Origin of the sequence: Dokdonella immobilis, from assembly GCF_900115085.1 — a bacterium.
Classification (GTDB): Bacteria; Pseudomonadota; Gammaproteobacteria; order Xanthomonadales; family Rhodanobacteraceae; genus Dokdonella; species Dokdonella immobilis.
The window spans coordinates 99,558-120,303 of record NZ_FOVF01000007.1 but is presented as its reverse complement, the minus strand read 5'-3'; the positions used below and the strand labels follow the sequence as shown (position 1 = coordinate 120,303).

Sequence of the window (20,746 nt, the reverse complement as noted above, 5' to 3'; positions counted from 1 at the left end):
TCGTCAGCGCTCCGCGATCTGCGCGTAGGCAGGCGTCGTGACGATTGGCCACTTGTTCAGAGGCTCCCTAGTTGGACACAGCCGGATCGAAGCCGTTACGGAACAAGACGTATCGGGTGATCGCTGTCGCCCGCAACGGCTCGCCCTGATAGATCGCTGTCGCGGTCAGCTGGAATTCGTCCGCGGGCCCGGCAACGACGGTACCGGAATAGAGGAATTCGACGTCCCCGCCGACCGACACGTCGATCGAAGCCGGAAGATTTCCGCTGCCGGAGGTACCTGACGAGCCACAGCTGCTGCCGGCATTCGCCGTGCAGGACCAAGCCATGCCTGAGAGCGGAAGTTCGGGCGGCAAGCTTGCCGACAGGGCAATTCCGCTGGCCGGACTCGCGCCGGAATTGCCGATCGTGATCCGGTACTCGACCAGGTCGCCCGCCTGGGCCGAGGGACTTTCACTTTCCGCGACGATCGACACATCGGCAGGAGGCAGCGCCGCCGCGAACTCGCGACCCTGTCCGGCCACGGTGACGAATGTTCCGGCGATACGAATCGGTCCGACAGGGTCGGTCGCGATGGCATAGACGTTGGAATTTGGCGAAGGGTTCCAAGCAGTGGCAGTCCCTGCGCCCGATTTGGACAGGCGTGCAAGGCGAGAGCGCGAGGCACCCCCAATCGTGGTGAAGGCCCCGCCTGCATAGAGGGCGTCGTCGCGCAGCGTCAGCGCCGCCACGCTGTCTCCAGCCGACGGATTCCAGGCGCCGTCAACTGATCCGGCTGCGCTGACGCGGGCGATTCGATTGCGCGGAAGTCCACCGAGGTTGAGAAACTTTCCACCAGCGTATACGTCTCCGTTGACATCGACCGTGAGCGCATAAATGTAATCGTCCACGCCGGGATTCCAGCCGGCGGCGGCCGAACCGACGCCGGTACCAGAGAGCTTGGCAAAGCGCGCGCGCGGTAATCCGCCTATCATGGTGAAGTCACCGGCCACGAACAGTGCAGAGGAGGTACCCAGGGCGAGCGCGCTGATGTACCCGTTCGGCGCAGGATTCCAGACCGTGTCGGCCTCGCCATTGCCAGAAGTCGAAAGCTTGGCCAGATGATTTCGCGCGGCACCGCCAATTGTGTCGAATTCGCCAGCGACATATAACGCCGAGTTGGCGGAATCGAGCACGAAGTCGCCCACGGACTGATCAGGCGACGGGTTCCATTCCAGGTCGAGATGCCCTGCAGCGTCGATCCGCGCGAGGTAGTTCCTCGATACGCCATCGACGAGAGTGAAATCTCCTCCCACATACACTTCGCCATTCTCGCCTTCGGCAAGTGCGCGGATATCCTGATAGTAACTCCCGCCACTGAGCATCGGGTGCCAATCGGGATCGAGCGAGCCATCCGGCTCGAGGCGCAAGAGCTTCTGCCTCACCCTGCCATCGACCTTTGCGAAGCGCCCCCCGATCACGGTCCCTCCGTCGGCAAGTGCCAGCATCACCTGCGGGTAGCCGCCGCCGAGCTCGACATCGACCAGTCCGCCGACCAACCCGGCTTCGGTAATCGCGGCAAGAGCGAGGTGCGGCGCACCTCCGATGAATTCAAACCAGCCGCCGACGACAATCGAGTCGGTTCCACGCCCGACAATCGTCGCGACAGCTTGATCCGAGCCGGGATTCCACAAGGCATCGGCCGGACCGGGTCCTTCGGTATACAACTTTGCAACCCCATTGCGCGACTGTCCGCCAATCGAATGGAATTCACCGCCTACGTAGAGTGTCCCGCCACCGACCGCAAGCAAGGCATAAACGGGGGCGTCTGCAGCCGGATTCCACAGCGAATCGACGGCACCACTGCCCGTGATCGACAGTTTCGCGATACTGCCCCGCGAAAATCCGCCAATCGAGGAAAAATCGCCCCCCGCATAGAGTCTGTCGGGGCCCTCGAGGGCCAGGCTGAAGACGCCATAGCCGACGACCGACGGATTCCAGTCCGGATCCGCGCTGCCTGCTCCACTGACGGACAACTTGGCGATCGACGCACGCGGCTGGCCACCTGCCGTGGTGAAGTGGCCACCCACGAACAGGGAGCCAGAGCCATCCAGGGCCATCGCGCGAACTTCACCGTCGGTTGACGGATTCCAACTGTCGGCAGCGCCGCTACCGGATGTCGCGAGCCTGGCCAAGTTGGCGCGCGATTGCCCGCCAACCTCGGCAAACGAGCCGCCCACATAGATCGAGCCGAGATCGTCCGCCTGCAGGCAGTGCACGACGCCCAGAGAAGCATCAGGGTTCCAGTCGGGATCGACGGCGCCGGCCCCGCTTCCCGATACCTTCGCGATATTGCCGCGAACAATGCCATTGACCGAGTCGAACAGGCCTCCCACGAAGACCGAGCCGTCCGCGTCAAGCGACAGCGCATAGACGATTCCGCCGATATTGACCGATGGATTCCAGACAGGATCCAGGGTGCCGTCCGGCTGCAGTCGCGCCAGGCCTCGCCGTGGCTCGCCATTTATCGACGTGAAATTGCCACCGAGAATGATGCTGCCGTCGGGCTGGCCCGCTGTTGCGAGCACGTTGCCGGCCATCAGGAATCCAGTGAGATCCGGCTTCGGTAGCGGTGGGGGACTCTGCGCGAAACCGGTCGTCGGTGAGGCCACGATCATGCCCATGAGGGCAAATACGATCAACGCGATCCACGTTCGCTTCACGGCGATATCCTCCCTGATGTAAAGCCATCTGTTTATCAGATGGATCGAAGAATGAGTGGTGGAATATATACCAACTTCGCGTTTTGACCACTCAGAGGTATCCGCATTCTGGATTCTTCGCGAAGTTCTCGCAACCGAGCCCGGAAATCGGCCCCAAGGCTACTCAAAGCTGTCGGCAAAAATCGCATCGGCGGGGCTCGCACAGGACTGGATCCTCACGTCGTCGAGATAGAAGCCGTCGGGGACTCGGCCGGTCGATGAATCGGTGGCGAGGCGGAAGCGCACGCGCACCGTCTCGCCTGCGTAACCATCGATACCGACCACCGATCGCGTCCAGTCACGCGGATCACTGCACCAGGCCTGCTTGCCGCGTGCCGGATTGTTGAAGGCCGAGCTGATCGGTCCGTCGTAGCCACCGACCAGGAGCTGCCCATCGGGGACCTGGCTCCAGCTGATGCCATCGTCGGTCGAAATCTCCAGCAGGACGCCGTCGTAGCAGCCGCCGATCCGGTCTTCCAGGGTCTGGTGGCTCCAAAATTCGAGAATCAGCGGCGCCTGGCCGGCCGGCAAGCTGATCGGTGGCGACAGCAGGCGCTGATCGGAAATGTTGGCCAGGTCCTGACCGAGGAACGCCTGGGCCCCGCTGTGCGCGCGAGCCGATGATAGTGCCCAGGTGTTGAAGCTGCCCGAGGCTGTCCAGTCCGAACTGGCGGCTTCGAAATCGTTGCCGTAGCTGGCCACCGATGCGGTTCCGGCCGGACATTGACCGGGAACCGGTGTGGTCGTGAACGAAGCATCTGCCGCAACCGGCGTGGCGCCGCAATCGTTCAACGCAGTCACCCTCCAGAAATAGAGGGTCGCGTAGTCGAGACCGGACTCGACGACGTGCGAGGTAGCTTTCGTTTCGGTGCTGTATACGAGGTCGGCAAAGGCCGCATCCCGCGCAATCTCGATCCGGTAACTCTCGGCCTGGGCGGAAGGCTGCCAGACGAGCAAGGGCTGCCTGGCGACATTGCTCGCACCGGGACTGGGTGCCACGAGGGCGAACGCGGACGGTGGCGCGCTGAACAGATCCAGGAGCGAGTAGCGCGTGCGCGAGATACCGCCGGCCTCGGCGTCGACCGCGACACGGTAACGTCCTGGCGCGGCTGCATCCAGGCTGCCCAGGGTGAGGATAGCCGTCGAGCCGGCCGGCATCGGGTTGACCGAAAAAGCCGCCGTCGTGCCGGGCGGATTGCCGGTGACAGCCAGGTTCAGCGCCGAATCGAACCCGAGTACCGGCGCCGCCGATAGGGTCAGGGGCACCGAGGCGATGGTCGCTGAACAGACGCTTTGCTCATGCGGTTTGACGTCGAAGACGAAGGTCGGCCCGCGTGCACAGTTGCTGCAGACGATGGCGAAATCCTGGTCGGTCGCATCGGCGTTGCCAGGGATCCCATCGCCACCGATATTGAATCCGCGAACCTGGATCGTGAACGGGCCCGGCGTTCCGCCCGGAAGGAAGACCGCTTCGACGTTGTTCACCGCGTCGGGACCTCCGCCGGGCGCACTCCATTGCCCGCTGAGGTGATTGCCGTGGTACAGGTTCGAACCGCGCGTGACATCGAGATCGAGATTGTTCACCTGCGGACTGGTACCGATCGCGCCCGGCGCATCGGTCCAGACCAGCGCGATACGCACCGGCGCACCGGGGATGGCGGCCTCGAACGTCGCCGACCAGGTGTCTCCGGACGCGCCGAGGATCTGGGTCTCGTTGAGCAGCCAGTTCGGCGTATCCGAGAACATGTCCGCGAGATCAGGCATGCCGAAACCCTGCGTGTTGCTCGGCAGGTCATCGTTCGCGTCGTCGCCGGTCAGGTAGGTGGGATGCGCGACCAGCCAGGCCTTCATCAGCGCGGGCGAGGGCACCGAAGGCACGCCGTTTTCGAAATCGAGGCTGCCCTGGCCGTTCGCGATCCACCACCAGGCCAGTGAGGCCACGCCTGAAATGGCCGGCGTCGAATGACTGGTTCCTGATGACGCGGCATAGGTCGCATTGCCGAGCGGGCGCGTGGCATCGCAGATGTCGCTGCCATCCCCAGGATTGGCCTGGGTCCCGGTGACATGCGTGCCTGGTGCGATCAGATCGGGCTTGGCCCGGTTTCCGGGCGAAGGCCCGCGCGAGGAAAAGAAGATCACGTCCATGGCATCGTCGGCGCCGGCCGCACCGATCTGGCAGCCGTCGATCCAGGTGCCGTTCTCGTCGACCGGTCGCGGATTTTCCGACGCCCCGACCGTGATCATGTTCTTGCCGTTGCCCGGTGCGCCGACCGTGCCCGCCCCGGGGCCGCTGTTGCCGGCGGAAAACACGGTGATCAGCGGCTGGTTGCCCGGTGCCGCCGGATCGGCATCGCGGGTGCCGGCATCGTAGGCCTGAGAGGAGACATCGTACTGGCCGGCGCAACCGGCACAGCCCCAGGAATTGGAGGAAATTCGCGCGCCGGCGGCATAGCTGGCTGCGATCACGCCTTCGTAGCTTCCTCCGCAGCCACTGAGGTCGAACCCGGGCGCGAAGACCCGCGTCGCGCCGAGCCGGCCGAATGGATTCATGCCCTGCCCGCGCTGGTATTCGCCAGGAAAGCGCGCGCCGGGCGTTGAGACATCGTCGCGAACGTCGTAACCGAGCGCGATGTTCGCATTCAGGTGTCCGTGGCCATCGACGATGCCGTTGCCTTTCGTGCAAGCCTGGTTGAAAACCATCCGCGTTGGCTGGCTGGCGTCGCCGAAGCGGTGCAGGGTCGGATCGCCGGTCGCCACCGTGCCATCGCCGACCCCGCTGTCGGTGATGTCGAGGATCGGGTAGGCCTCGGCGTCGGATGGAAACCCGAGCGCCTGCAGCCAGTCGAGGTAGCCGGGACCGAGCGGACCGGAACGATCGGCGTTCAGATAACCGCGAATGATCTGGGCCTGGACTTCGTCGTCGAGCGTCGGCTCCTGGTATTCACCGACCCAGTAGACGTCTGGCAGGTCGATCAGGGCGCGGACCTGGGCCAACGAGGCGCTGAACCGGGCCACTTCGTAGTCAAGTTGGGGCGTCCAGTCGTCGATCGGTTTCAGCCCGAGGGCGCCTATGCGCGCGCGACCGACCGCATCGTCGCCGTGGCGGTAGCGCTGAACGATGATCTGGAGCAATCCACCCTCGTCGGCGCCGGGCCGGGCGCGCGCGAACAGCGAGTTGCCGAGCTTGATGAAGGCGGGCAAGGGTTGGCTGTACTGCAGCGGATTGCCGGCCTGGGCCATCGCCGCCAGTCGCGAACGGGCCGCGGCATCCGCCCAGACCAGGTAGCCATTGCTTTCGATGTACTGGATCGGTACCGCACCGGCTGCGCGCAGTTGTCCGAGCCAGGCATCCTTGAGCGGACCGGCGAACTGCACGATCTGCAGGGCCGCACCGCTCGGAGCAGCGAGGTCGAAACCCGGCGGCGCGTCGATAACCGCTCGGCGCGTATCGATGCGCAGCCGGTCGAACTTCAGCTCATGGGCGGCGTCGAGGATCCAGGCGCCACGCGGCGCCTGCGCCGGATCGCCGCGATAAAGCCCATAGGAGCCGTAATCGGCCACCAATGCGTACGCGGCCGGTGCATCGGTGCCCTGCGGCACGACGAGGACGGAATCGGCCGAAGCGGTGGTGACAGACAGCGTGGCCGCGATCGCGGTTGCGAGTGTAAGGACCTTTTGCATGGGATGAAGGCAAGCCCGCCAGCTTGAAACGCAGGGCCTGCGGTCGTCGACCCTCGCGTCCGCAGTCGTTCAGCGCACGAGCATCCGGGGTTGCCCGGTCGACGTCAAGCGCATGAGCGTGCCATTCAGAATCGTGACCCGGGCCGTCAGTGGCCGCAGCCTGCCCGCCATCTGGCGGGCCAGCACAAGACCATGGCTGCCGACCCCGCTGCCGCGGTGCCCTTGGCTACGTGAACGGGCTTTCTCGGAATCCATGCCGCTGCGATGCAAACCTTGAAGTCGGCCTCCCCGCCACCACCTCGGGCAGTCGTAGCGGCGCGTTATATTGACCCGCTGCACTCCCCCCCAGATTCGAGCCAGATCCTGCCCATGGACATGATCCGCATTCGCGGCGCGCGCACCCACAACCTGAAGAACATCGACATCGACCTGCCGCGCGACAGCCTGATCGTCATCACCGGCCTGTCCGGCTCCGGCAAGTCCTCGCTGGCCTTCGACACGATCTACGCCGAGGGCCAGCGCCGCTATGTCGAGTCGCTGTCGGCCTATGCGCGGCAGTTCCTGTCGGTCATGGAAAAGCCCGACGTCGATCATATCGAGGGCCTGTCGCCGGCGATCTCGATCGAGCAGAAATCGACCTCGCACAATCCGCGATCGACGGTCGGCACGATCACCGAGGTCTATGACTACCTTCGCCTGCTGTATGCGCGCGTCGGCTCGCCGCGCTGCCCGGACCACGGCGAAGCACTCGAGGCGCAGACGATCAGCCAGATGGTCGATGCCGCGCTCGCCCTCGATCCGAAAAAGCGCTACATGCTGCTGGCCCCGGTCGTGCGCGAACGCAAAGGCGAGCATGTACAGGTTTTCGAGCAACTGCGCGCGCAGGGCTTCGTGCGCGCCCGCGTCGACGGCGTCACCCATGAACTCGATGCGGTGCCGGCCCTGGCCCTGCGCCAGAAGCACACGATCGAAGCCGTGATCGACCGCTTCCGGGCCAAGCCCGACATCAAGCAACGCCTGGCCGAATCCTTCGAGACGGCGCTGCGTCTCGGCGAAGGCATCGCCCTGCTCGTCGACATGGACGATGACAAGGCGCCAACGATGACGTTCTCATCGCGCTTTTCGTGCCCGATCTGCGACTACGCCCTGCCCGAGCTCGAGCCGCGGCTGTTCTCGTTCAACTCGCCGATTGGCGCCTGCCCCTCCTGCGATGGCCTCGGCATCACCCAGTTCTTCGATCCGGCGCGGGTCGTCGTGCACCCGGCGCAGGGCCTTTCCGCCGGCGCCGTGCGCGGCTGGGACCGGCGCAACATGTATTACTTCCAGATGATCCTGTCGCTGGCCAAGCACTACGGCTTCGACGTCGATACGCCATGGAACGAACTGCCGGAGAAGATCCGCCAGCGCATCCTGTACGGCTCGGGCGACGAGCCGGTCGCCTTCAGCTACGTCATGGAGAACGGCGGCAAGGTCACCCGCAAGCACAAGTTCGAGGGCATCATTCCGAATCTCGAGCGCCGCTACAAGGAGACCGAATCCCCGGTCGTGCGCGAGGAGATCGCCAAGTTCATCAGCCCGCAGGCATGCCCTGAATGCGAAGGCCAGCGCCTCAACCGCGCGGCCCGCCATGTCTTCGTCGGCGAGGTCAACCTGCCCTCGATCACGGCCCTGCCGATCGACCAGACCCTCGAGCACTTCCAGCAACTGGCCCTGCCCGGCTGGCGTGGCGAGATCGCGGCCAAGATCGTCAAGGAAATCCGCGAGCGCCTGCGTTTCCTCGTCGATGTCGGCCTCAACTACCTCACCCTCGATCGCCAGGCCGATTCGCTCTCGGGTGGCGAAGCCCAGCGCATCCGCCTGGCCAGCCAGATCGGTGCTGGCCTGGTCGGCGTCATGTACGTGCTCGACGAGCCCTCGATCGGCCTGCACCAGCGCGACAACGAACGTCTGCTCGGCACCCTCGTGCGCCTGCGCGACCTCGGCAACAGCGTGCTTGTGGTCGAGCACGACGAGGATGCGATCCGCGCGGCCGACCACATCGTCGATATCGGCCCCGGTGCCGGCGTGCACGGCGGCGAGATCGTCGCCCAGGGCAAGCTCAAGGACATCCTCGCCTCGAAGAAGTCGCTGACCGGCCAGTACCTGTCCGGCAAGCGCCGCATCGAGGTGCCGAAGCAGCGCCGCGCTGCCGATCCCGAGCGCATGCTGCGCATCGTCGGCGCCAGCGGCAACAACCTGAAGGGCATCGATGCCGAGATTCCGGCCGGCCTGCTGACCTGCGTCACCGGCGTCTCGGGTTCCGGCAAGTCGACCCTGATCAACGACACCCTGTACCGGCAGACCGCGGTCGAGCTGAATGGCGCCAACGAAAAGGCGGCACCGTTCGAGGAGATCACCGGCCTCGAGCTGTTCGACAAGGTCGTCGAGATCGACCAGTCACCGATCGGCCGCACGCCGCGTTCGAATCCGGCCACCTACACCGGCCTGTTCACGCCGCTGCGCGACCTGTTCGCGCAGATTCCCGAAGCGCGGGCGCGCGGCTACGGTCCCGGGCGCTTCAGCTTCAACGTCAAGGGCGGTCGCTGCGAGGCCTGCCAGGGCGACGGACTGATCAAGGTCGAGATGCACTTCCTGCCCGACGTGTACGTCTCCTGCGATGTCTGCCACGGCAAGCGCTACAACCGTGAAACCCTGGACATCACCTACAAGGGCCACACCATCGCCGACGTGCTCGAGATGACCGTCGAGGACGCCCAGGTCCTGTTCCAGCCGGTCCCGGCCCTGGCCCGCAAGCTCGATACGCTGATGGACGTCGGCCTCGGCTACATCAAGCTCGGCCAGAGCGCGACCACGCTCTCTGGCGGCGAGGCCCAGCGCGTGAAGCTCTCCCGCGAGCTGAGCAAGCGCGATACCGGACGCACCCTGTACATCCTCGACGAGCCAACCACCGGCCTGCACTTCCACGACATCGAACAGTTGCTCAAGGTCCTGCATCGCCTCGCCGACGATGGCAACACGGTGGTCGTCATCGAGCACAACCTCGACGTGATCAAGACCGCCGACTGGGTCATCGATCTCGGCCCCGAAGGTGGCGGCGGTGGCGGCACGATCATCGCCAGCGGCACCCCCGAGCAGATCGCCCGGATCAAGGGCTCGCATACCGGACGCTTCCTCGCCCCGGTACTGGCCTCGGCCAGGAAGAAAAAGGCGGCATGAACGATACGGCCGAACCGAAGCTGTTGGCGCGGGTCCCGATCCGGGTGCGCTGGCGCGATCTCGACGCCTACAACCACGTCAACAACGCGACCTTCCTGACCTACCTCGAGGAGGCGCGTCTGGTCTGGCTGGCCGGCATCGAAGGCGAATGGAAGACCGACGCATTCAGTCCGGTCCTGGCCGCCAGCCAGGTCAATTTTCGCGAGCAGATCGAATGGCCCGGCGAACTCGTGGTCGAGGTGCGCTGCGAAAGGATCGGCAACAGCTCGCTGACCCTGTCGCACCGGATCATGTCGGCTGATGGCGAGCGCCTGTACAGCGACGCCAGTGTAGTCATGGTCTGGGTCGATCCGGCCAGTGGCCGGCCCGTGCCGCTGCCAGCAGCCGTGCGCGCGGCCTGCGTCGGCTGAACCAGCCCGCACCCGGGCGCCGTCGCGCGAACGCTACCAGTCCGCGCCGAGCTTGAACATGACGCTGCGTCCCGGCTGCGTGTACAGGTCGAGATCGGGAGCATCCGGCTTGATCCCGCGCACGCCGAGCCAGTCCCGGTAGCGCCGGTTGCCGAGGTTGCCGAGAGCGAGATCGAGCCGAAGGTGTTCGCCCAGGTTCAGCCAGGCGTTCGCATCCCAGCGCGCATATCCGCCCGGCTGGTAGAGCGCGCCGGCGCTCGCATCGACGCGGGAGACGCGCTGCACGCCGGTCAGGCTCAATTGCATGCCCCAGCGTTCCCCCGGCGCCTGCCAGCCACCGGTAAGGCTGGCACGGCCCGGCGCCACGCTGTTGAGCGGCTGGTTGCGCTGCGTGTCGCTGCCGTGCACCCAGTTCGCACGCGCTTCGATGAAGACGCCCTGCCATGCGTCGCGCCACGCACCGAGGGTCCAGCGCGCATCGGCTTCGGCTCCGTAGATCCGCGCACGGTCGCGATTGACCGACTGGAAGACGAGGGCGCCCGATGCGGGATCGATGCCGAGATTGGCGCGGCTTTCGATGAGATCGCGAAAGCGGTTGTCGTAGAGGGCCAGGGAGCCCCCCAGCGCCGGACCGCTCCAGCGCAGTCCGGCCTCGAAGCCAAGGCTGCGTTCGGCCTTGAGATCCGGATTGGGCTTGACCAGGTAGTTCAAGGATGACAGGTAGAGGCCGACGTTGACGTCGGAAAACGGTGGCGCGCGATAGCCCTGCACGGCCTGCAGGTAGAGGCTGGCCTTCGGGCTGGCGCTGAAGCGAAGGCCGAGCTTGGGCATCCACTGCGTGCTGCCGAGATCGGCAGGGGTCGTCTGCGGATTGTCCGCCAGCCAGATCGCGTCGGGCCGGGCGTCGAGCATATAGCGCTCGCCGCGCAGGCCGGGCACCAGGCTCCAGCGCGGCGCGAATGCGATCTCGTCCTGCCAGAACACGCCGAATTCGCGCACCTGCGAGGTCGGGAAATCGCGCACTGGGAACACCTCGCCGAGAACCACGTTGCTGGCCTCGCCGCTGTCGAGATTGACCTGCACGCCATCGCGCAGTCCCTCATAGTCGTGGCACGCCAGGTCGACGCCGAACACCTGCCAGTGGCTGGCACCGGCCCAATGCCCGCGGGACTGCGCCACCAGTTCGATCCCGCGGCTGACCTGGACGAGTTCGAATCGGCGCGCACGCAAGGTCGGGTAGGCGGTCTGCGTATCGGCTAGGCGAAACTGGTCGGTGCGCTGCGTGGTATCGGATTCCTGCCGGTAGACCAGCAGGTCGAGGGCATCGATCGCGGACCCGGGTCGGGCCCAGTTGCCTGCGAGGCTGAGGCGATTGCGTTGCCAGTCGTCGTCGCCCCCCAGCGCATAGGTCGTGCTGTAGCGGCCGGGCCCGAACACCAGCGACTGGACGTCGGTCTGCTGGCTTCCACGACCATGGTCGGCGGTCAGCGTCCAGCGCCCGGCGCCGGCGCCATCGTAGACGACCTTGGCCAGTGCGGCGTCGCGATCGACATTGGCCGGGTTGGCCTGCATGCCGCCCGAGCGCGGCCGGTTCCCGGTCTCGTGGCCGAGATGCCGCGAGAGCAGCATGAGGCCACTCCAGTGGCCGCTCGAAGCGGCCAGGCTGGCCGCCCCGAAGCGGCTGTCATCGCGAGTGGACACGCCGACCGAGCCACTCGTTGCCCAGTTGTTGCCGCGCCAGAGGAAATCCTCCGGTGCGCGCGTCGTCATTGCAACCACGCCGGCCAGCGCCTTGCTGCCGTAAAGCGTCGAGGCCGGACCACGCAGCACTTCGACGCGTTGTACCGCATCGAGCGCGACGAGATCGCGGCCTGCGAGCGCGAACTGGCCGACACCGAAGCTGTCCGGCAGGGGCACGCCATCGATCTCGATACTGACGCGGTTGCCTTCGAGGCCGCGGATATTGAATCCCTGCCGGCCGAAGCGCACGGCATCGACCGGCACGCCCAGGCCGGGTACCAGGGTCGCCAGATCGGCGATGTCGAGTACTCCGTTGCGCCCGAACTGGTCGCGTTCGACCACGCTGACACTGCCGACCACCTGCTGCAACGGTTCCGCGGCGCGGCTGCCGACTACCACGACGGGATCGAGTACGACGGCCTCGGCATCGGTCGCGGGTTGAGCGCCGGCAAGGGCCGGGACCAGCAGGCCGAAAACGATGGCCATGGAAAGGCAAGGCAACGAAAAGACCGGCATGTTCGAGCATCCTGCTGACGAATTCACGGACAGATTGTGGCAGGCCGGGCCACGGGCGCCTTGATCCGCCTCAAGACTTCGCAAGTTCACGTGCGTACGCACCTAGCGAGGGTCTGATCAAGTAGCAAAGTCGTCACGACGCCTGCCCGTGGGCAGCTCGCGGCGCGTCGACGCAGACAGTCTGGCCGTCTTTTAAGTCGGCGCAACAAGGATCTGCGCGCAGGCAGGCGTCGCCCAACTGATTGACTGGATGCTGAAAAGGTGGCGTCCAGAAGTCTCCCGACATGCACCGCGCGCCTCGTCAAGGCAACCCGCCTTCACTTCGCCACGCGGCACATGTGGAAACCCTTCTGGACGCCATGACGACTCTGCTACTTGATCAGACCCTCCCTGGCATCGCCGCGATCGACGCTACTTGATCTGTGTCATGGCAGACCAGTCCAATCCATGGAAACTGAATGTGCAGTGCACCGGGCTTTTGGTGCTCCAGGCTGGAATCGCAAAGGGAGTCGATCATGAGCATCAGACACGTCAGCGGAATCCTGCTCGCCATGCTGTGGTTCGGCGGCCAGGCCACAGCCCAGGATGTCGTCAACGAACGCCCGCCAAAGCAGGGCAAGGAGGCCGGTGAAGCCGCCTACAAGGCCAACTGCGCGGCCTGCCACCAGCCCGACGGCAAGGGCCTGCCGGGCGCATTTCCGCCACTCGCGAAATCCGATTACCTGAACGGCCGCAGCGGCGCGGAGATTGCCGGCCATGTGCTGCAGGGCATCACCGGCACCCTGACCGTCAACGGCGAGACCTACAACAACGTGATGCCCGCGCAAAGCCACCTGAGCGATGCGGATATCGCTTCGATCATCAACTATGTCTATTCAAGCTGGGGCAATTCCGGCAAGACCATCGCCGCGACCGATGTCGCCGGGCAGCGCAAGGCGCTGAACGTCAGCACCGACAAGGCCCAGGGCGAGATGCATCCCGGTACCTCACGAAGTCTGGAAAACTACCAGGGCGCGCCCTCTGTCGCCGGTTCCGAGGGCGTCGACATGGTCGTCAACCCCGACGCGCCGCCGATCAGCAAGGTCGAATACAAGGAGGCCACGCAGATCTTCTTCGAGCGCTGCGCGGGCTGCCATGGCGTATTGCGCAAGGGCGCCACGGGCAAGCCGCTCACTCCCGACATCACGCGCGCCAAGGGCACCGATTACCTGAAGGCCCTGATCAACTTCGGCTCGCCGGGCGGCATGCCGAACTGGGGGAGCTCCGGCGACCTCACGCCCGCCCAGGTCGACCTGATGGCGCGCTTCCTGCAGCACGATCCGCCTGCGCCACCGGAATGGGGCATGCCTGAGATGATGGCCTCGTGGAAGGTGATCGTGCCGGTCGACCAGCGCCCGACGAAAAAGCAGAACAACTACAATATCGATAATTTCTTCGCAGTCACCCTGCGCGACGCCGGCGAGATCGCCCTCATCGATGGCGATACCAAGCAGATCATCAACGTCATCAAGACCGGTTATGCCGTGCACATATCGCGGCTGTCGCACTCGGGGCGCTATGTCTACACGATCGGCCGCGACGGCAAGATCGACTTGATCGACCTGTGGATGAAGAAGCCCGAGCGCGTCGCCGAGATCAAGATCGGACTCGAGGCACGTTCGGTGGAGACATCGAAGTTCAAGGGCTTCGAGGACAAGCTCGCCATCGCCGGCGCCTACTGGCCACCGCAGTTCGTGATCATGGATGGCCCGACCCTCAAGCCGATCAAGATCGTTTCCACGCGCGGGCCCACCGTGGATACCCAGGAATACCATCCCGAACCGCGCGTCGCCGCGATCGTCGCCAGCCACGAGCATCCGGACTTCATCGTCAACGTCAAGGAAACCGGCCGCGTCCTGCTGGTCGACTACAGCGACCTCGAGGCACTCAACATCACCACGCTGGACGCCGCGCGCTTCCTTCACGATGGCGGCTGGGATGTCAGCAAGCGCTATTTCCTGACCGCGGCCAACCAGTCCGACAAGATCGCCGTAGTCGATTCGCGCGACCGCAAGATGGCCGCGCTGATCGATGTCGACAAGATCCCGCATCCGGGACGCGGCGCCAATTTCGTCCACCCGCAGTTCGGCCCGGTCTGGGGTACATCGGCCCTCGGCAACGAAAAGGTGACGCTGATCGGAACCGATCCGGAGGACCATCCGCAGAACGCCTGGAAGGTGGTTGAAGTGCTCAAGGGCCAGGGCGGTGGATCGCTGTTCATCAAGACCCACCCGAAGTCCCGCAACCTGTGGGTCGATACCACGCTCAACCCCGATCCGAAGCTGAGCCAGTCGGTTGCCGTATTCGACATCGACCATCTCGATGCCGGCTACCAGGTGCTGCCGATCGCCGAATGGGCGAAGCTCGGGGAGGGCCCCAAGCGCGTCGTGCAGCCGGAATACAACGCCCGCGGCGACGAGGTCTGGTTCTCGGTCTGGAACGGCAAGGACCAGAACAGCGCCATCGTCGTCGTCGACGACAAGACGCGCAAGCTGAAGAAGGTGATCCGCGACAAGCGCCTGGTCACGCCGACCGGCAAGTTCAACGTGCACAACACGGTCGACGACGTCTACTGACCGTCATCGCGAATGGGGAAGGCTCCGCAGGGGGCCTTCCCCTTTTCCCGCCTGCCCTCGTTTCTTCCCGCCCACCGCCGCATGCAGCCCGCGGGGGTGAACGGCCCCGCCATTCCGGCGGCTGCCGTCCGCAAGTCCCGAATCCTGGGATCCCGGCGATGACCCGGCCCGGCGGTCACGCCTGTGCAGCGCAGCGCGGCGATGCGACAATCGGCACCTGTTGCGGACCCGACTCGACGCGCCGCGTAGCTGGATCGACCATGAAGGCAGGCAACGAAGCTGCGGGCGCGGCCAATGCCGCACCCGCGAAGACGCAACCGGAACAACTGCCGGTTCGCATCAACGACAAGCCGTACTATCCCGATGGCGATCCGCAGATGCCGCTGCTCTGGTACCTGCGCGACGTGCTGCGCCTGACCGGAACCAAGTTCGGCTGCGGCATTGGCGCCTGCGGCGCCTGCACGGTATTGATCGACGGCAAGGCCGCGCGCGCGTGCCTGACCCCGATGCAGGCGGTATCCGGACGCGCGATCACCACCATCGAAGGGCTCGAAGGCGCGCAGCTGCACCCCGTGCAGCAGGCCTGGCTCGAGCACGACGTAGCCCAGTGCGGCTACTGCCAGGCCGGTCAGATCATGGCCGCGATCGATCTGCTCGCCCGCAAGCGCAAACCGTCCGACGACGACATCGGCGAGATAGCGAACCTGTGCCGTTGCGGCACCTATCCGCGCATCCGCAGCGCGATCCAGCGCGCCGCGGTGCTGATGGCCGAGGGCAATTCGTGAGTCCGACCCTGGCATTGACGCGGCGTCGCTTCCTCAAGTTCGGGCTGACCGCGAGCGGCGCCCTGCTGGTCGGCTACCGCTGCAGCGCCGCGGCCCGCGCGACCGTACCCTCGGAACTGCTCGGCGACGACCTGGTCAGCCTGACCGCCTTCGTCATGATCGAGCGCGACAACCGCGTCGTCATTGGCGCGCGCGGCTGCGAGATCGGCCAGGGCGTGATCACCTCACTGCCGATGCTGATCGCCGAAGAGCTCGACGTCGAATGGTCGCGCGTGCGCGTGATCCAGTTGCCGTATGGCTACGAGGAGGTCGACGGCAAGCCGTCCAATCGCTATGGCGACCAGTTCGCCGGCGGCAGCACGAGCATTCAGACGGCCTGGAAGGATCTGCGCGAAGCCGGGGCGCTGGCCCGCTGGCTGCTGCTGCAGGCGGCGGCGAATGCCTGGTCGGTACCGGTCGAGAACCTGCGCACCGAGGCCGGTCACGTGCTCAATGTCGATGGCCGGACCCTGAGCTACGGTGCGCTGGCGCGCACCGCGGCCGCGCTGCCGATGCCCGCGAACGCGCCGGCACCGAAGGATCCCGACAGCTTCAAGCTGGTCGGCAAGCCGATCCGTGCGGCCGATGGCCGGCGCATCGTCACCGGGCAGAACCGCTATGGCATCGACGAATACCTGAGCGGCGCGCTGGTCGCGGTCATGCTGCGCTGTCCATATCTCGACGGAACGCTGGAAAGCCTCGACGACAGCGAGGCGCGCAAGGTCCGCGGCGTACGCGATGTGGTTCGCATCGAGGGGCCGAAGCCGGGCGAACCGTTCGACGGGCCGCTGGCCGCTGGCGTCGCCGTTCTCGCCGACAATACCTGGGCGGCGCTGCAAGGCCGCAATGCCCTCAAGCCGGTCTGGAAGCAGGGCCCCTGGGCCGAAGAATCGAGCGCCGCGCTGGCTGCCCGTGCCAATGCCCTGCTCGACGAAGACAAGGATGGCATCGAAGTACGCAAGGACGGCGATCTGGCCAAATCGCGCAAACGCGCCCGGCACTCGCTCAGCGCGCGCTACGAAGTACCGTTCCTGGCCCATGCCACGCTGGAACCACCGGGCGCCCTGATCGAGCTGCGCCAGGATGGCGCCCTGCTCATCGCCTCGATGCAGAACCCGTCCGGCGCTTCGCGTGTCATCAGCGAACTGACCGGATTGCCGCGCGACAGGATCGAGATCCGCCTGCCGCGCTCGGGCGGCGGTTTCGGTCGGCGCCTCGAGAACGACTTCGTCGCCGAGGCCGTGCAGATCGCCAAGCTCGCCGGCAAGCCGGTCAAACTGATGTGGACGCGCGAAGACGATCTTGCCCATGATTTCTACCGCCCGTTCGGCGTGCATGCGCTGAGCGCGACGCTGGATCGGCGCAACCGCGTCGAGGGCTGGACGCATCGCTGCGCAGCGACCTCGCGCACGTACCGCACCGCGCGCATGCAGGACGACCCGGCCTGGACCGGCTGCCTCGAACCCGATGATTTCCCGGCCGGCCTGGTCGACGACCTCGAAAAGACCTTCTTCCCGGTCCAGTCCGGCATGCCGCGCGGCTGGTGGCGTGCCCCGCTGCACACCTTCCACGCCTTTGCCGTGCAGAGCTTCATCGACGAGATCGCCTACGAGGTGCGTCGCGACGCGGTCGAGTTGCGCCTGGAGATGCTCGGCGAGGCGCGCGAGATTTCCTACCGCGGCCATGGCGGACCGGTTTTCGACACGGGTCGCATGGCCAACGTGCTGAGGCTTTGCGCCGAGAAGATCCACTGGAAGGAAAAGCGCACCGATGGCCGCGGCATCGGCATCGCCTGCCACTTCACCTTCGGCGGCTACACCGCGCACGCCTTCGAGGTCTCGATGGACGGCGAACGCCTGCGCATCCATCGCGCCATCTGCGTCGTCGATGTCGGTCGCGTGGTCAATCCGCTCGGCCTCGAAGCGCAGATGATGGGCGGCACCATCGACGGCATCTCGACCGCGCTGAATCTGGCCATCACCGTGCGCGATGGCCAGGTCGAGCAGAAGAACTTCCCGCAATACCCGCTGCTGAAAATGGCCGACGCCCCGAAGAAGGTGGAAGTGCACATCGTCGAATCGACCCGCGATCCGGTCGGCGGCGGTGAGATGGGCATCGCCAGCGTCGCCCCGGCCCTGGCCAACGCGATCTTCGCCACCACCACCGTGCGCATCCGCAAGCTGCCTCTTCTGCCGGAACTGATGCGCATGCTCTAGGATTCTGTCGGACTTGAATCGATTGGCTTGCAAATCCGTCTGCGCGGTCCATGTTTCCGCCGCTTCCTGGCCCATAGAACCACTATGGGCCTGCGAATCGCCGAAAATCTGTCCTCCCGCGGCCGAACTTTCGCCTCGACCGCTCAAGTCCGACAGACTCCACGCCCGGGCTGCTTCAGTCCTCTGGCAACAGATAGGGATCGTCAGCCGATCGGCGCGGCATCGGCGGAACCACGCGCATGGCCTTGAGTTCCTCGATGCTGACGCGCGGGGTTGGGCCCCAGCCGCAGGCGCTGAAGAACAGGAAGGCTTCGCAGGTGATGCGGGTTCCGCCGCGAGTGTCATGGACGGACTTGCGCGTCGCCTTGCGCACCCATTCGCCGAGCAGGGTTTCGTCGGCGGGCTTCCAGTATTTGTCGAACGGCGTGGGCTTGTACGGCAGCGGCGAGAGGTGGGCCATAGGATCCGGCCGCCAGGTTTTCTCCGGGACCTTCGCAGCGAACCGGGCCGGATCGCCAACCCCGCTTTCCTTCGGCAGCAGGACCCGGCCGCTGCGATCGAAGACGCCCGGAACGGGCCGTACCGGTTGCGTCGCAATGCTGTTCGCCACGACCGCCGGCTGGGGGCGCGATTCGGACGCCACCTCGGGTGGCATGCCGGCAGACTGTGTCATTGGCTCGCTGCGGGCCCGGGGCGGCGCTGAGACTTCCGCTGGCGATACCGGTTCAGGCCGCGCTTGCGGCGCCGGTGCAGGTTCGACGGGCGGATCGATCAGGCGCAGGTGGATCACGCGGAATTCTTCGGTCGCCCCGACCTGCCAACGCATCCAGTGCCGCAAGCCGATGACGAACACGACCTGGCACAGGATGGCGATGAGGAGCGCCCAGCGAAGGCGCCGTCTCTCGTGCCGGTCGCGGATGCCCTGCGTGTGGCGCAGGGCAAGCAGTCGCGCGCGCCAGGCCGCTAGCGCCTCGCGATCGCCCATCGACGCTGCCGGAACAGCGTGCTCGGGGATCCGGAGCTGTGCTGACGCCAACGCCTGTCAGCCGGCCGGGTCGCAACCGGCAGCGGCACGCCCCTCGCGTTGGGCGGCGCGTTCGGCGATGGCAGCGCCGTCAGCCAGGCCGATCCATTTGAGGTACTTGCGCGAGACCTTGTCGCCGAGCGACTCGTCGCGCTTGAAGGCGCTGGCGAATCGCGTGCGCTGGCAGTCCAGCGGGTTCTCGCCACGGTTTTCGATTTCTGCCCAGCGCGCCTTGCCGGCCTCGTGCGGATTCTCGATCGGCTTCGGACCTATCCGGCTCGTTGCCTTGGGCATGCGCAGCGAGCCGTCGGCATTGAACAGATTGAGGGCAGGCTCGCCGGCGCTGCCGATACGTGCCTGGGTGCGCGACTCCGACTCGGCGGTCAGCGGTGGCGGGGTCATTTTCGTCTGCGGCGGTTCGATGCGGACCGCCGACGGACGATGCTTGAACTCGACCGGTTGCGGTTGCGGCTCGGGCGGAATTTCGAACGCCTCGGGCGGCACGATGATGTTGACCTCGATCGGACCGCGATCCGCCTGGCGCGCCATGAACGGCTGCATGACCTGATCCAGACCGACGATCCAGAGCAGGTTCACCATGATCGTGACGACGATCAGGACGATGACGGTGCGTCGCTGCAGGTGCGGCGAACGCCAAAGTCGGTCGCGTCGAAGCATCCGGCCCGCATAGCTGTTTCGCAGCCGTGCCGACTCGGTGGCGTCGATGACCGGAGACGTGGCAGCAGCTGGGTGCGCTTTCGACATTCGGACCGGAAGAGTGGGATGGGAGACTCGAACTGCCGCCGCAGCATACGCAGGCTGCGCTAAACCATCGTTAAGGAGACGCTGGTCCCCGCGCCGCGCGAAGGCCAGGCGTGCCAGCCGGCAGGCTCAATCGTTGTTGCCGGCTTGCCGATTCGTCGTCTGCAGCCCCAACCAGTCGGCCGCCTGTTCGGCAATGCCCGCGGCAGCGATACCGAGCAGCGGGCCGACATGGCTGCACCCTGGTAAACGACGGAAATCACCCGAGCAGCGCGTGGCCAGTTCGCGGCTGACGACCATCGGCACATCCCTGTCGAGTTCGCTGGCCATGACCAGGACCGGACAACGCGGGTAGTCCACGGCGACGCCGAGGCGGGCCGTTTCGAGGACAAGGCCGGATTCGTCGCGCCAGCGTCGGAATGCATACAGACTGGCGGCATCGTCGGCATCAGGCATGGCTCGCCGGGTACCGGCAATCGAGCGATCCGCGCCCCAACGGCGGATCGCCGCATGCGGCTCGCCGAGCGGTCGCGACACGATACCGGCCGGCGGCATCGGATTGACGAGGACCAGGGCCGCGGCCTTGACCTCAACTGCGACCGACAGGGCCAGCAAGCCGCCGAGACTGGCTCCGATCAATACATGGGAGCACCCCGTGCTCCCTTGCAGTTCCCTGCTCCAGGCAATCACCTGGCTGCGATAGTCCTCGAAGCGAGTCGATGCGAGCCCGCTGGCGGCCGGAATGAGGTCCGGCGCACGCACCTGCCAGCCGCGCGCAGCGAGTACCCGACTCCAGATCGACCATTCCCAACCTCCCGCACCGGCACCATGCACACAAAGTGCGGTGCCCGGCGACGGCGGACCTTGAGCGCTGAGCGAGTTCATTGCCCATTATCACTCAGGCTGCATCCGGGCCGTCCGGCGGCATGCAGGCGGTCCACATGAGCGCGACTCTGCGGCAGCGCCGCTTGACCGCCCCTCCCGATCGCGCAAGGCTTGACC

At 65.9% G+C, this 20,746-nt stretch carries 11 protein-coding genes; 5 read left to right on the top strand and 6 right to left on the bottom strand.

Translation table 11 applies throughout. The annotated features are described in order from the left end of the window. Nucleotides 1-67: 67 nt before the first annotated feature. Nucleotides 68-2,701 (bottom strand): DUF11 domain-containing protein, encoded by a 2,634-nt coding sequence (locus BM125_RS07625; RefSeq protein ID WP_139224897.1) that lies wholly within the window; start codon nt 2,699-2,701, stop codon nt 68-70. Between the two features lie 159 nt (nt 2,702-2,860). Then, nucleotides 2,861-6,421, bottom strand: coding sequence for a S8 family serine peptidase (locus BM125_RS07620; protein WP_092406575.1), 3,561 nt, complete (start codon nt 6,419-6,421; stop codon nt 2,861-2,863). 369 nt (nt 6,422-6,790) lie between these two features. On the opposite strand from BM125_RS07620, the gene uvrA reads away from it, so the two are divergent. Further along, nucleotides 6,791-9,637, top strand: a complete 2,847-nt coding sequence (gene uvrA, locus BM125_RS07610) for an excinuclease ABC subunit UvrA (protein WP_092406571.1) — start codon at nt 6,791-6,793, stop codon at nt 9,635-9,637. Beyond that, on the top strand, nt 9,634-10,047 hold the full coding sequence (locus BM125_RS07605) for an acyl-CoA thioesterase (protein WP_092406569.1): 414 nt from the start codon (nt 9,634-9,636) through the stop codon (nt 10,045-10,047). Before uvrA ends, BM125_RS07605 begins: the two co-directional genes overlap by 4 nt. 33 nt (nt 10,048-10,080) lie before the next feature. Here BM125_RS07605 and BM125_RS07600 read toward each other — a convergent pair whose 3' ends face one another. Further along, a complete protein-coding gene (locus BM125_RS07600) occupies nt 10,081-12,303 on the bottom strand; it encodes a TonB-dependent receptor domain-containing protein (protein WP_092406567.1) in 2,223 nt (740 codons plus the stop codon). 515 nt (nt 12,304-12,818) lie between these two features. On the opposite strand from BM125_RS07600, the gene BM125_RS07595 reads away from it, so the two are divergent. The 3 genes from BM125_RS07595 to BM125_RS07585 all read left to right on the top strand — a co-directional run bounded on the left by BM125_RS07595 (nt 12,819) and on the right by BM125_RS07585 (nt 17,958). Beyond that, nucleotides 12,819-14,918 carry a cytochrome D1 domain-containing protein gene (locus tag BM125_RS07595; protein WP_217647823.1) on the top strand — a complete coding sequence of 700 codons (2,100 nt, stop codon included), beginning with the start codon at nt 12,819-12,821 and terminating at the stop codon, nt 14,916-14,918. Between the two features lie 260 nt (nt 14,919-15,178). Further along, nucleotides 15,179-15,703, top strand: a complete 525-nt coding sequence (locus tag BM125_RS07590; protein ID WP_139224896.1) for a (2Fe-2S)-binding protein — start codon at nt 15,179-15,181, stop codon at nt 15,701-15,703. Next, the gene (locus tag BM125_RS07585; protein ID WP_092406565.1) at nt 15,700-17,958 is read left to right on the top strand and encodes a xanthine dehydrogenase family protein molybdopterin-binding subunit; all 2,259 of its coding nucleotides are present in this window, start codon (nt 15,700-15,702) and stop codon (nt 17,956-17,958) included. The genes BM125_RS07590 and BM125_RS07585 overlap by 4 nt, the downstream gene beginning before the upstream one ends. Nucleotides 17,959-18,133: 175 nt before the next feature. Here BM125_RS07585 and BM125_RS07580 read toward each other — a convergent pair whose 3' ends face one another. The 3 genes from BM125_RS07580 to BM125_RS07570 form a co-directional block, all read right to left on the bottom strand. Beyond that, the gene (locus BM125_RS07580) at nt 18,134-18,943 is read right to left on the bottom strand and encodes a hypothetical protein (RefSeq protein ID WP_092406563.1); all 810 of its coding nucleotides are present in this window, start codon (nt 18,941-18,943) and stop codon (nt 18,134-18,136) included. Between the two features lie 57 nt (nt 18,944-19,000). Beyond that, entirely contained in the window at nt 19,001-19,660 is a 660-nt protein-coding gene (locus BM125_RS07575) for a hypothetical protein (RefSeq protein ID WP_139224895.1), read from the bottom strand. A gap of 213 nt (nt 19,661-19,873) precedes the next feature. Further along, nucleotides 19,874-20,629, bottom strand: coding sequence for an alpha/beta hydrolase (locus BM125_RS07570; protein ID WP_092406558.1), 756 nt, complete (start codon nt 20,627-20,629; stop codon nt 19,874-19,876). Nucleotides 20,630-20,746 lie beyond the last annotated feature (117 nt).